Source organism: Paenibacillus sp. FSL R7-269, assembly GCF_000517865.1.
Classification (GTDB): Bacteria; Bacillota; Bacilli; order Paenibacillales; family Paenibacillaceae; genus Paenibacillus_AQ.
Map to the genome: position 1 here is coordinate 102,121 of NZ_ASPS01000006.1, position 12,880 is coordinate 115,000.

Here is a 12,880-nt window from a genome sequence, read left to right on the forward strand (position 1 = left end):
CAGCCGCTTGGTTATCGTTTTATCCTATCATAGCGGCCCAAAGCTGACACGCACAATATGCACTTTTACCGATTTATACACCTTAACCGGGAAATATGCAGATCGGGAGAAAAGTTATATAACATGCTGATAGCGCTTTCCAAAGGGTTGCCGCTATAATTCGGAGACAAGCCCCGGAAGCAGAGGGGAAGTAAGCTGACATTAAGTGAGCTGCATCATTAAGAACAAGAGGGGAATGCCTATGGCTCAAACGAGTGTAGTACCTGACAACCTGCGAAAGGAAAAAACTCCATACCGGCGTCAAGGGCGTCTGCTGCGGACCTGGAACCATAACAAAACGCTATGGCTGCTGTTCCTGCCGTGCCTGCTCTACTATCTGATTTTCCGGTATGCACCGATGTTCGGCCTCGTCATTACGTTTAAGGATTATAATCTGTTTAAAGGAATCTGGGCCAGCGACTGGGTGGGGTTCAAGTATTACCGGATGTTTTTTGAGAATCCTGACTTTTGGCCGCTGATGAAGAACACTCTGCTCCTGGGCCTGTACAAGCTGGTGTTCGGTTTCCCGGCTCCAGTGATCCTGGCGATTCTGCTGAATGAAGTCCGTAAGGCCGCGTTCAAAAAATTCGTGCAGACCGTCAGCTACCTGCCGCACTTCATCTCCAACGTTATTGTGGCGAGCATGGTTATTATGTTCCTGTCACCGACGGGCGGACTGATTAACAATCTGCTCGGCACCTTCGGAATCGGACCCATTAACTTCATGAATGAGCCGGGAATGTTCCGGGGGATCTATGTTCTGTCGGAGATCTGGCAGCATATCGGCTGGGAGACCATCATCTATCTGGCGGCATTGACGGCAATCGATCCGCAGCTCTATGAAGCAGCCGACATGGACGGGGCCAGCCGGATGCGCAAAATATGGCATGTCACACTGCCCGGCATCTCACCGGCGATTGTCATCACGCTGATTCTGAATATCGGCAAGGTGCTGGAGATTGGCTTCGAGAAGGTGTTCCTCATGCAGAACCCGGCGATCTACGATACGGCCGACATCATCAGCACGTATGTGTACCGGGTCGGGATGGAGCAGGGGAACTTCAGCTACGGTGCCTCCATTGACCTGTTCATGGGCATCATCAGCCTGATCTTCATCTATAGCGCCAATTACATCAGCCGCCGTGTCAGTGAGACAAGTCTATGGTAGAGGAGGGGTGTGGTGATGAGATCACCGAGAATTTCCTGGTTTAATGTGATCAGCACGTTCTTTCTGCTGATGGTTGTGATAATTACGCTCTACCCGTTCCTGCACATGCTTGCGGTGTCTCTGAGCAGCGATGTCAATGTCATCAAGAACACGGTTTCGTTCTGGCCCAAGGGCTTCAATGTGAAGATGTACGAGCTGGTGCTGGGAGACCCGAAGATCTGGACGGCCTACAAAAACACGCTGATCTACACCGTGCTCGGCACTCTGATCTCGCTGGTGGTTACGTCTACCGGAGCCTATGCGCTCTCCCGCCGCGATATGGCGTTGCGCAGGACCTTCACCATGCTGATCGTCGTCACGATGTTCTTCAGCGGCGGGATGATCCCGACCTTCCTTGTGGTCCGCTCCCTGGATATGGTGGATACCGTGTGGGGCATGGTCCTGCCGGGCGCGGTCAGCACCTGGAATCTGATTCTGATGCGGACCTTCTTCTCCGGCATTCCCAAGGAGCTGGAGGAATCCGGGCGAATGGACGGATTGAATGATATCGGGATATTCATGCGCATTATCATTCCGCTGTCGAAGGCTTCGTTCGCCACCATTGCCCTGTTTTATGCCGTGGGAATGTGGAATAACTTCATCTATCCGCTGCTGTATCTGCGCACCCCGGATCTGTTCCCGCTCCAGGTGCTGCTCCGCAATCTGGTGCTGGCGGGAAGCGCAAGCTCCGGGGATGTGACCGGAATCGGGGGAGACAACCAGGTGGTTGAAGAGTCGCTTAAATATGCAACGATTATGGTCTCTACTCTGCCGATCCTCACGGTATATCCGTTTGTTCAGAAGTATTTTGTCAAAGGCGCCATGATCGGTGCAGTCAAGGGCTGATCCGGCCCTGAACCATAACCACTACTAAAGGGAGAGATGATGAATGAGCACATGGAAGTCTGTACTGCTGCCCCTCGCGGCAGCGGCAATATTGGTGAGCGGCTGCAGCGGGGGCAATAACAATAATGCCTCACCTGCTGCCACGGCTGCACCGGGCGGAGAAGCTGGAGCCGCCACTGCGGGAACGAAGCAGGCACATACCTTCACCGCACTGCTGGACAACAACCCAACCTTTCCGTATTCCAAGGACTGGCCGGTGTGGGGCTGGATCAAGGACCAGACCGGCGCCACCCTGGAGGTGCAGACGCCTTCCGGGAAGCTGGCTGAAGCGCTGAACCTGGCGGTGGCCTCCAATGCGCTGCCGGATCTGATGTACATGCCCAACCGCAAGGAATCGAACAAGTTCGGCCAGCAGGGGGCACTCGTAGACCTGATGGAGTACATGGACAAGCTGCCGAATCTGACCGCCTGGATGAAGCAGTACCCGGATGAGGCGAAGGCGGCACTCTCCGCCGACGGCAAAATGTATATGTTCCCTAACCAGGGCTTCGGGGAGACGAACCGGATGATCTGGATGTACCGCCAGGATGTTTTTGACAAGGAAGGGATTAAGGCTCCTGCTACTTATGATGAGCTGCATACGGCCCTTAAGGCGCTGAAGGCCAAATACCCGGACAGTTACCCGCTGTCGGTCCGTTACGGCCAGATCCCGGATGAGATGAATGCGAATATGACGGTCAACTATGGGACAGGCGAAGGGGCTTACTACGATTTCGATGCAAAAGAATGGCGCTATGGGCCGACTGAGGACAGCTACAAGGAAATGGTCGGCATGTGGAAGCAGTTCTATGACGAAGGGCTGATTCCGCCGGACTTCCTGTCCTTGCAGACCAAGCAGTGGCAGGATATGGTCTCTACCGGCAAATCTTTTGTAACCGTGGATTACATCAGCCGGGTGGATTTCTTCAATAATGCGATGCGCAAGGAGAATCCGGAATTCAATATGCAGTTCATGGCTCCTCCCGCAGGGCTTGAAGGCGGCAAGCAGCTGAACCCTTACTTCCATTACATGGAGGGCGGCCTGACGGTAGCTTCAACCTCCAAGAATATCGAAGATATCATGAGTTATATGGACTTTTTCTATTCGGAAGAAGGCCGGATGCTCAGCAGCTGGGGTGTGGAAGGCGAGACGTATGTGAAGGAAGGCGAGACGATCAAGTTCAAGCCGGAATTCACCGATGTGATTGAAATGCGGAAGCAGACGGGACTTCAGACCAGCGGAACGTATACGTGGATTGACTTCAATGCCCATCTGTCCCTGTTCTCGGCTGACCTGAAGCATGCTTATGAAGAGGCTGTCAAGTATGATCCGGCCAACATGCAGCCGCGTCCGGCTTTCACCGAGAAGGAGAATGAAGTCATCTCGATCACCGGACAGGCGATCAAGAAGCACCGCGATGAGAGCTTCGCCAAGTTCGTGACCGGCTCCCGCAAGCTGGAGGACTGGGATAAATATGTTGAGGAGATCAATAATCTGGGCGTCGACAAACTGCTCTCGACTTACAAGGAGGCGTATGACCGCGTTCAGAATATTCAATTAAGCAGCAAGTAATTGCAGGGCAGAACCGCTGAAGCACAGGCAAGGCATTCAGGGTATTCGCTTGACCATTATAAGGAGGCGCCGCTTATGAAGCAATGGCTGCACGGCTCTGGTAAACGGTTTGGATGGATTCTACCCTTGGTAGGTCTGATTCTGGTTCTTTCAGCAGTGGCGGTCCCGGGCACAGCCCGGGCCGCAGGCACCATTACACTGGATGAACCGCCCGGGGGATATGTCTCCTCCGGCGGGCCGGTGGAGGTCAGCGGCACCTATACCGGACTGTATGATGTCCGGTTATATGTGAACGGGACGGCCCAGTTCGAAGCGCTGCTGGAGGACCCGGACGGGGATGACAGCGGCAGCTGGTCTTATACGCTCGACACCTCCCGGTATAGCGGTGAGGTGGAGCTGGTGGCACGCGGGCTGGATACCACCACCCGCTACGGAGTGTGGAGTTCCTCCGTAACCCTTGAGGCCAACAACCCCGCAGGTGTTGCGCCAGTAGTGACGATTACCGGTCCGGACGAAGGGATTGCTGTGACTGGACAGGTGGCGGTCACCGTTCAGGCAGAATCGGCTACGCCGGTCTCGGACGTGCAGGTCCGGGTGAACCGGGGACCGTGGCAGCAAGCCGCCTATAACGGCACGGAATATGTATATTCATGGAGTACGGCAGGCATCGTTGACCGCACGATCAGCCTGGAGGCCCGGGCCGCGAATGCGCCCGGACGCTACGGCTACAGTGCGACCGTCTATGCGCAGGTCGGTGCCGGTACCCATGAGCCTGCGGTTCCTCTGCCGGATCAGGACCGGGCCATGTGGATTTGGGAGCCGGAGAGCTATAAGCTGCTGCTGAATCCGGGCTCGCGTGAGGTGCTGGAGTCCTTCGTAACGGACACCGCGACCTTTGGATCAGAGCCGGTCACGACCCTGTATCTGGCTGTGGGCAATTATGCCGGATACCGGGCGCTGGAGGAGCAGGAGGACGAGCTGCGCTCCTTCATGCGCTGGGCGCATGAGCGGAACTTAAGTGTTCATGCCCTTGTGGCGGGCGGAACCTCCCCGGCTTATATGGGCGCTTATGAGCGCTACCACCATCATGCCGTGCGGGAGATTGAGCAGATTATCAACTACAATCTAGCGGCGGAGGAGGATGAGAAGTTTGACGGGATCAACGTGGACATCGAGCCGTATATTTCCCCGGACTTCAAAGCTCCAAGCAAGTTCCTGCAGAACGAATACCTGGATGGTCTGCGCAAAATGATTGACCGTCGGGATACAGCCGGTATCCGGCTGCCCTTCGGCCCGGCTGTACCCAAATGGTACGATTCTTCCGAGCAGGGAGCGAATATCCAGTGGAACGGCACAACGAAATGGCTGTCTGAGCATATCCAGGACATCTCCGATTATATCTCGATCATGGATTACCGCGATTCCGCAGACGGAACCGCAGGCATCATTGCCGGGGCTGCCGGTGAGCTGGCCTATGCCGAGGCCATCGGCAAGCCGAATTCTGTAGTCATCGGAGTGGAGACGCTGGATATCGCAAACAGCGGCGACCCGGAGACGATTACCTTCCAGGAGGAAGGCCGCACCCATATGGAAGCCGAGCTGGATAAGGTCAATGCAGCTTCCGGGCTAAGCAGCTCCTTCGGCGGAATTGCTGTCCATCACTATGATTCCTACCGGGCATTGCCTTCGTATTGGGGACCGGGCGGCGTATTCTGGACAGCGCCGGAAGACCATGAAGCCCCATCTGCACCTGCGGGTACTCCAACCGCTGTTGCCAGTGAGTATCAGAGCATCCGGCTGAATTACGGAATGGCGACTGACAACTTAGAGGTAGATCGCTACATCATCTACCGCAGCACGGTCTCCGGCTTCACGCCAACCTCTGCGGATATCGCCGGACTTGCCCGGGGCCTGAATTATCAGGACAAGGGACTGCTCCCGGACACCACCTACTATTACCGGGTGGCTGCCCGCGATCTGGCGGGCAATATCGGCCCGTTATCTGGTGAAGTGTCTGCTGTCACCGGCAGTACGGCGCTTAAGCCGATGATTGTGACGGATATGCAGCTCTCCTACACTGGAGCCGCTGCGGAAGCTTCGATGAAGGTGCGTGACTATGCGACAGGGGAAGTGCTTACAGGAGCTGCAATAGAAGGCCGCTTCACGTATTCGGCGGGCCGTTATGCAGCGGCAGTTACGGGCGCGGATGGACGGGCAGCCTTCACCTCGGAGGCGATTCCGACCGGCCGTCAAGCCGGGCTCGAGCCGAGAAGAGTTCAGGCTCCCGGTTATTACTACGCCAGCGCCCATGACCTGCCTCACACCACGGCGCTGCTGCCGCATGGCGGGCTTAGCGGATTAACGTTATCTGTAGGAGAGTGGGACAAGCCTTTCGCGGCGGGTGACAAGGCCTATACCGTAACAGTCAAAAGCAATGTATCTTCGTTACAGGTCACCCCGGTTACCGCCAAGGCAACGGATGCAGTACGGATTAACGGGATGACCGTGGCATCGGGAACGGCTGCGTCCGTTACGATCGGGTCAGAGCCTGTTGATGTGCCGGTCTTAGTCTATCACGAGGATGGAACCGTGGATCTGTATCTGCTGCGTATCGAGAAAAGTGCTCTGGCAGATCCGGTGGTTCCGGTGACCATGGATGCTTATGTCCATGAGCATCAGCCCTCCGTTAATTTCGGGCAGGAGCCTGTGCTGGAGATTGCCGATCTGCCGAATGGACAGGGCGGAGGGGACCGCATCGCCTTCATGAAGGCTGAGCTGAATCTCTCCGGGACGGCGGTGCAGACCGTAACTATGAACGTGTATGTCACTGCTGCCCCGGCTTCTCCGGTTACCCTTGCACTGAAAGGGTACACCGGAGCGCAGTGGACCGAGAACGGCATTACGTGGAATAAACGTCCCGTCAGCGGCGGAACTAACCTCGGAACGGTCCGGGTCACCGGGGCTGGGTGGTACAGTGCGGATGTAACTTCTTATGTGCTTACGGCAACGGCAGCGGGGCTTACACCAACCTTCCAGTGGAGTGATCCTAATACATCGGGAATCGTTGTAACGCTGGCCAGTTCAGAGAATTCGGATAACAAGCCTTATTTGTTGGTTAATAGCGGAATGTAACAGAAAGGGGGCGGTCTTCCCGCCCCCATAAGGAGGAGGGCTCATCATGGAAGAGAGGTTCATTCCGGCAGAGGAGCATTTAGTAGAGCGTATTCGTGTTCTCGTCTATAACGAGCGCAGCCAGATGGGAGCAGCGGCCGCAGGAGCGGTCGGGCATAGCATCAGAGACTTGCAGAAGCAGTCCACGACTCCGGTCCGTATCGTATTTGCAGCGGCTCCGTCACAGAATGAGTTGTATGAAGGGCTGGTGAAGGAACAGGGGATTGACTGGTCCCGGGTACACGCTTTTCATATGGATGAATATATCGGCCTGCCGGAAGATGCGCCACAGCGGTTCGGCAACTACCTGCAGGAACGGTTGTTCAGCAGAGTCAATCCCGGACGGATCGAGCTGCTAGGCCGGACGGGCAATATTGAAGAGGAGTGCCGGAGATACGCGGCGCTGCTGAATGAAGCTCCTATTGATATCGTCTGTCTCGGCATCGGGGAGAACGGGCATATTGCGTTCAATGATCCGCCTGTAGCCGATTTCGCCGATCGGCTGCTTGTTAAAGCGGTCGAATTAGACGAAGCCTGCCGGTCACAGCAGGTAAATGACGGCTGCTTCGCCAGCCTGGACGATGTACCTACCCATGCGCTGACGCTAACCGTGCCTGCCCTGATGGCAGGCCGCCATCTGTTCGCCATTGTTCCCGGCTTGGCTAAGCGGGCCGCGCTTCAGGCTGCGCTTCATGGTCCGATAAGTACCGCGTGTCCGGCGAGCGTACTGCGGACACATCCCGCCATTACGCTGTTCACGGACCGGGATGCCTTCAGCTCATGAACGGTGTGATCTCGGGAAGACATTACAGAACCGGACTGCCGATTGAGGTCCACGTTAACGGTGGAGTCATTGAAGCGGTTCATACGCTGGCCGAGAACCCGCATATGGCAGATTGGCCCTGGCTTGCGCCGGGGCTGGTCGATTTGCAGGTGAACGGCGGCTGGGGCCTGGACTTCAATACGCTGCCGCTTGTACCAGAGACTGTAGCCGGACTCTCACGCCGCCTGCTGGCCCGGGGAGTCACCTCGTATTGCCCGACCCTGATAACCAATGGGCCGGACCAGCTTACCCAGGCGGCGTCCGCGATTGCTGAAGCCGTGCAGATACAGCCGGATATCGCCGGGCAGATCGCAGGCATCCATCTGGAGGGGCCTTTCTTGTCGCCGGAGGATGGTCCGCGCGGGGCGCATCCCCTGGAGCATATCTGCCCGCCTGACTGGGAGTCACTCTGCCGTTGGCAGGAAGCGGCGGAGGGACTGATCCGGATCATTACTGTGTCGCCCGAATGGCCGGGAGCCGCAGCCTTCATCTCCCGGTGTAGCGCCTCCGGCATCCGGGTCTCCATCGGACACACGGCCGCCTCGCCGGATCAGATCCGGCAAGCAGTGGCCGCAGGCGCGGTGATGTCCACTCATCTGGGCAACGGCACACACCTTACACTCCCGCGCCATCCTCACTATCTGTGGGAGCAGCTGGCTGCCGATGAGCTGTATGGCTGCATGATTGCCGACGGCTGCCATCTGCCGGATGCCCTGCTGAAGGTGATTCTGCGGGTCAAGCAGAGCCGGGCGATTCTCGTCAGCGATGCCGTCTCGCTGAGCGGCATGGCACCGGGGGCCTACCGGCTGCATATCGGCGGCGACGTAGTGCTGACGCCGGAAGGGCGGCTGCATCTGGCCGGCCATCCACGGCTGCTGGCCGGATCGGCGATGATGCTGGCGGACCAGGTAGCCTACCTGGCCCGGGCCGGGCTGGTGCCGCTTGCGGACGCCATCGATTGCGCCTCGGTTCACCCGGCCGAACTGCTGGAACTTCCGCAGGCTGCCGGACTTACCGCAGGTAGGCCAGCGGATCTGATCGGCTTCCGCAAGAACGGCGGCGGAGACCTGGAGATCCAGGCGGTATGGAAGAACGGCCGGCTTGCAGCGGCCGGTAAGGGTTAAGCGGCGCATGGGCTAAATGTAATCGAAAAACCGATTACAGTCGGACTCTGAGCGGCGCGTAGGCCCATTGTAATCGAAAAGCCGATTACAGTCGGACCGGGGGCGACGCGTGAGCCCAATGTAATCGGAAAACCGATTACAGTCGGACCGGGGGCGACGCATACGCCAAATGTAATCGAAAAACCGATTACAATCGGACCGGGGGCGACGCATACGCCAAATGTAATCGAAAAATCGATTACATTCGGACCGGGGTGGCGCGGTAGCTTCGCCTTATTGATCCGATCCATAAAATTAACCAGACGAGGTACTAGGAGGAGAGAGCGATGCTTAGCTTAATACCCGAGCCGAAGCAGATAAGGATGACAGACAAGAAGCCATGGCGGGCAGGCGGGGAAGTCCTTCTGCGGCTGGCTATGGAAGTGGAAGACCCCCGGCTGGGGCTTCATTGCCGGCGGGCTTTTCCCGGCCGGGAAGTCACCTCCGCCGCTCCGGAAGCAGGTGAGGGATACTCGCTGCTGATTGAGGGGTTTGCGGAAAGCAAGGAAACTGAAAGCACTGGGATCACTGGGAGCACTTCAACGCACACTGAACCCGGAGCTTCCAGGCAGGATGCCGCCTGGGCCGCGCCTGGAGAAGCTGGTCTGAATAACGGCGGGGCTTCGGCTTCTAATCTTGCTGAGGCGGAGCTGTCCGCGCTGAAGGGCCGGAGGGAAGGCTACATTCTAGAGGTTAGTGCAAACGGAGCCATTATCCGCGCATTGGACGCCCCCGGGCTCTATTACGGCCTGCAGACACTCCTCCAATTGCAGAGCCTGCATGGTGATAGCGATATTCCGGCGGTGTCTATTTCAGATTGGCCGGATACGGAGCTGCGAGTGATGAATTTCGATCTGCGCCAGACCTTCTCGAAGCCGGGGCGGCTGACCCTATATCTGGCTGAGTTCTCCCGCTACAAGACGAACGCGGTGCTCATAGAATACGAGGACAAGTTCCCGTTCAGCACGCACCGGGAATTCGCTCATCCGCAGCACTCGCTTAGCCGGGAACAGCTGGAGGCGCTCAAGGCTGCGGCCCATGAGCATTATATCGAGATTATCCCGTTGCAGCAGAGCTTCGGCCACCTCGAGTATGTGCTGCGCCATGATGCCTGGAAGCATCTGCGGGAGACCGAGGAGTCTACCGGCGAGATCTGCCCGTCCCATCCGCAGACTTATGAACTAATCACCGGCCTGCTGGCGGAGATGATGGATGCCCATCCCGGATCGCGTTATATCCATCTCGGCTGTGACGAGGTCTACAGCCTGTGTGAATGTGAAGCGTGCCGGGAAGCGTTCGGCGGCGTGCGGGAACGGGCTTTTATCTCCTTCCTGAACCGCCTAATCGAATTCACGGCCAGCCGGGGACGGCAGGCGATCTTTTGGCATGACATGCTGGATAAGTGTCCGCCTGAAGAGCTGGCGAAGCTTGATCCGCGCAGTGCAGCGATGATCTGGATCTATAACGGCCGCAACATACAAGCGGAAGTCACTTCCCTGACCAATAAGTTCAGGGCGCTGGGCATTGAGGTGATGGGTGCTCCTGCGGTCCGCAGCTTCGACTGGGCGGAGCATCAGAACTACCCGGTGATTGATAACCGGACCGACAATCTCCTTCAGTGGGCAGAGACCGCAGAGCAATTGGATATCCGCTGTATGGTGGCAACGAACTGGACTGGTCCCTTCAGCCTTGGCGTTCCTTATGGCGTGTTCGAGACCACCTGGTACCCGATGCTCCTTCATGCCGATCTCACCTGGAACCGGCATGCGGATGCCGATACGTTCATCGACCGCTTCCTGGAGCTGTTCCATGGAATAACTCCAGATACAGGCCATGCACAGCTTGGCAATTACCTGTTGGAGGATTACTACGATATCATCTGGAAGCTGATTGATAATGTCCAGAAGAATAAGGATTACGCTGAACTAATCGCAATCATGCACGATTTCGAGGTAGCGACCGACCGCTCCAGGGCAATCCACAAGTATGCCTACCGCTGGGAGCTGTACCCGGGCGACAGCGCGGAATGGCGCTCCCTGCTGAACAATTACACACGTAACCATAACGGACGCGAAGCGGTCCGGCCCCGGATGCTGGAGGCTCTTTTGCAATACCAGCCACGGGATATGGCCGAGCACTTCGTGAAATCACGCTTTTATCTGCATGATTATCTGGAGCAGACGCTCTATCAAGAGCTGGGACTTGTCCACAGCGAGGGTTAGCAAACAAACCGACAGGAGGATGGAGCAGTTATGCAGCTGAATGAAGTAAATTCACTACAAGATCCGGCAGCCATGAGTCTGGAGGACAAAATATCCCTGATGTGTGTGGTCGGAACCCCCTCCACAGCGGCGGAGCCAGAGTACCGTGAACGGATGTCCCAGAACCGGTTCGGCGGGATTGGCCTGTTCCCCCATAACGTTAAGGATGAGCAGCAGACGCTGAAGCTGATGGCGGAGGTTCAGGCCATTGCCGGAGACTCCGGCATTCCGCAGCCTTATTATGTATCGATCGATGAGGAGGGAGGCACGCTCTCCAAGTTCAAGACCTTTTATCCTTACATCCCCGGCAACCGTGCCGCCGGATTAAGCCTGGATGCTGAGAGCGCTTATCTCCAGGGTAAAATCATTGGCAGCCAGCTCCACGCACTCGGCATTCCGATGAACTGGGCACCGGTGCTGGATGTGAATACGAATATAGATAATCCGGTCGTAGGCGTGCGCTCCTTCGGCGAAGACCCTGAAACGGTAGCCGCCTTCGGTAAGGCATATATCCGCGGAATGCATGAGGCGGGGGTAGCCGTGACGGCCAAGCATTTCCCCGGTCATGGACAAGTTAGCGGGGATTCCCACGTTGTCCTGCCAGAATGCGAACTCACAATAGAGGAATTAATGAACGGGCCGCTGCTGCCATTCATCGGTGCCATCGAAGCAGGGGCCGATTCGATCATGATGGGCCATCTCGTCTTTCCGGCTATTCCCGAGTCGCAGGGGCTGCCTGCTTCGCTCAGCCCGTTCTTCGCCGGAGAGCTGCTGCGGGGGCGTCTGGGCTTCGCGGGTGTCATCTGCACCGATGACATCGAGATGGGAGCGATCAAGAAGAACTTCAATCCAGATGAGGTGGGAGTGCTGGCGGTGCTGGCCGGCAATGACATGATTCTGATGTGTCATACCCCGGAATTCCAGGAGCGTGTCATGGCCGGCATCCGCAAGGCTGTTCTGGACGGCGTTATCGAAGAGTCCAGAATTGACGAATCGGTCAACCGTATCCTCCAGCTCTATACCAAATTCCAGCAGTATCAAGCGGCGGCCCGTCCCATCCCGCGTGAGAGCTGGAATGAGGCGGCCCTGCAATATGCACGCCGCACGGTCAAGATCAGCCGCGATCCGCAGCAATTGCTGCCGCTGACTGCCACGCATCAATATATGCTAATATTGCCGCGCCAGGAGCAGCTCACCATCGCCGATAACTCCGGCGGTAGTGACATCGGCTTGGCTGCGTTACTGGAAGCCCGGGGCTTATCCGTGCAGGTTGCGTATTGCAGCATGAAGCCTGAAGCTGCGGAGATTGCAGACTTATCTGCCAAGGCCGCCGGAAATTTCGTGATTCAAGGAACGCTGAATGCCCATCTGTTCCAGGGACAGCTCGAACTTGCCGCACAGCTTGCCGCTGCAGGACCGCTGCTGAACCTGGTGCTGCGTAACCCGTATGACGATGCTCACCTGCCGCATAACGCCGGAAGCATTCTGCTATGCTCCACCTCCGATTATTCGCTTCAGGCTCTAGCGGAAGTGCTTATTCAGAGGCCTGAAACAGCCGGTTAATGAAGAACGTCTCCGTAAAGTGAACAGCCAGCTCGTACCGCTGAAGTGTGAAGTGAGCGTAGAAGCGACAGTTCCCGTAACCGCGAAGCCAGAGGAGGTTGCCCAGGAAATGCGGCTTCTGCAGGGAAGAAGCCACAATTGTTAATTACGCCACTTTAAAAGGTATAGGGCAAAAATTGAGTTTTGGGGAAACCG

Annotated in this window: 8 protein-coding genes; all 8 read left to right on the forward strand. The window is 56.9% G+C overall.

The annotated features are described in order from the left end of the window. The first annotated feature begins 241 nt into the window (after positions 1-241). The 8 genes from C162_RS02285 to C162_RS02320 all read left to right on the forward strand — a co-directional run bounded on the left by C162_RS02285 (position 242) and on the right by C162_RS02320 (position 12,685). The gene (locus C162_RS02285) at positions 242-1,207 is read left to right on the forward strand and encodes an ABC transporter permease (RefSeq protein WP_084648785.1); all 966 of its coding nucleotides are present in this window, start codon (positions 242-244) and stop codon (positions 1,205-1,207) included. 15 nt (positions 1,208-1,222) lie between these two features. Then, a complete protein-coding gene (locus tag C162_RS02290) occupies positions 1,223-2,092 on the forward strand; it encodes a carbohydrate ABC transporter permease (protein WP_036690819.1) in 870 nt (289 codons plus the stop codon). Positions 2,093-2,135: 43 nt separating this feature from the next. Continuing rightward, on the forward strand, positions 2,136-3,704 hold the full coding sequence (locus C162_RS02295; protein ID WP_036690822.1) for an extracellular solute-binding protein: 1,569 nt from the start codon (positions 2,136-2,138) through the stop codon (positions 3,702-3,704). A 75-nt stretch (positions 3,705-3,779) separates the two neighbouring features. Next, the gene (locus C162_RS02300) at positions 3,780-6,836 is read left to right on the forward strand and encodes a CBM96 family carbohydrate-binding protein (protein ID WP_051493154.1); all 3,057 of its coding nucleotides are present in this window, start codon (positions 3,780-3,782) and stop codon (positions 6,834-6,836) included. Positions 6,837-6,882: 46 nt separating this feature from the next. After that, the gene (locus C162_RS02305; protein ID WP_036690823.1) at positions 6,883-7,659 is read left to right on the forward strand and encodes a glucosamine-6-phosphate deaminase; all 777 of its coding nucleotides are present in this window, start codon (positions 6,883-6,885) and stop codon (positions 7,657-7,659) included. Then, positions 7,656-8,822, forward strand: coding sequence for an N-acetylglucosamine-6-phosphate deacetylase (locus C162_RS02310; RefSeq protein ID WP_036690825.1), 1,167 nt, complete (start codon positions 7,656-7,658; stop codon positions 8,820-8,822). The genes C162_RS02305 and C162_RS02310 overlap by 4 nt, the downstream gene beginning before the upstream one ends. A 326-nt stretch (positions 8,823-9,148) precedes the next feature. Next, positions 9,149-11,083, forward strand: a complete 1,935-nt coding sequence (locus C162_RS02315; RefSeq protein ID WP_036690826.1) for a DUF4838 domain-containing protein — start codon at positions 9,149-9,151, stop codon at positions 11,081-11,083. 30 nt (positions 11,084-11,113) lie between these two features. Beyond that, positions 11,114-12,685, forward strand: coding sequence for a glycoside hydrolase family 3 protein (locus C162_RS02320; RefSeq protein ID WP_036690828.1), 1,572 nt, complete (start codon positions 11,114-11,116; stop codon positions 12,683-12,685). The last annotated feature ends 195 nt before the right edge of the window (positions 12,686-12,880 follow it).

Coding starts and splice junctions, on each gene's coding strand:
- C162_RS02310 (WP_036690825.1), top strand. CDS start 7,656: ATGAACGGTGTGATCTCGGGAAGACATTACAGAACCGGACTGCCGATT.
- C162_RS02285 (WP_084648785.1), top strand. CDS start 242: ATGGCTCAAACGAGTGTAGTACCTGACAACCTGCGAAAGGAAAAAACT.
- C162_RS02320 (WP_036690828.1), top strand. CDS start 11,114: ATGCAGCTGAATGAAGTAAATTCACTACAAGATCCGGCAGCCATGAGT.
- C162_RS02300 (WP_051493154.1), top strand. CDS start 3,780: ATGAAGCAATGGCTGCACGGCTCTGGTAAACGGTTTGGATGGATTCTA.
- C162_RS02315 (WP_036690826.1), top strand. CDS start 9,149: ATGCTTAGCTTAATACCCGAGCCGAAGCAGATAAGGATGACAGACAAG.
- C162_RS02305 (WP_036690823.1), top strand. CDS start 6,883: ATGGAAGAGAGGTTCATTCCGGCAGAGGAGCATTTAGTAGAGCGTATT.
- C162_RS02290 (WP_036690819.1), top strand. CDS start 1,223: ATGAGATCACCGAGAATTTCCTGGTTTAATGTGATCAGCACGTTCTTT.
- C162_RS02295 (WP_036690822.1), top strand. CDS start 2,136: ATGAGCACATGGAAGTCTGTACTGCTGCCCCTCGCGGCAGCGGCAATA.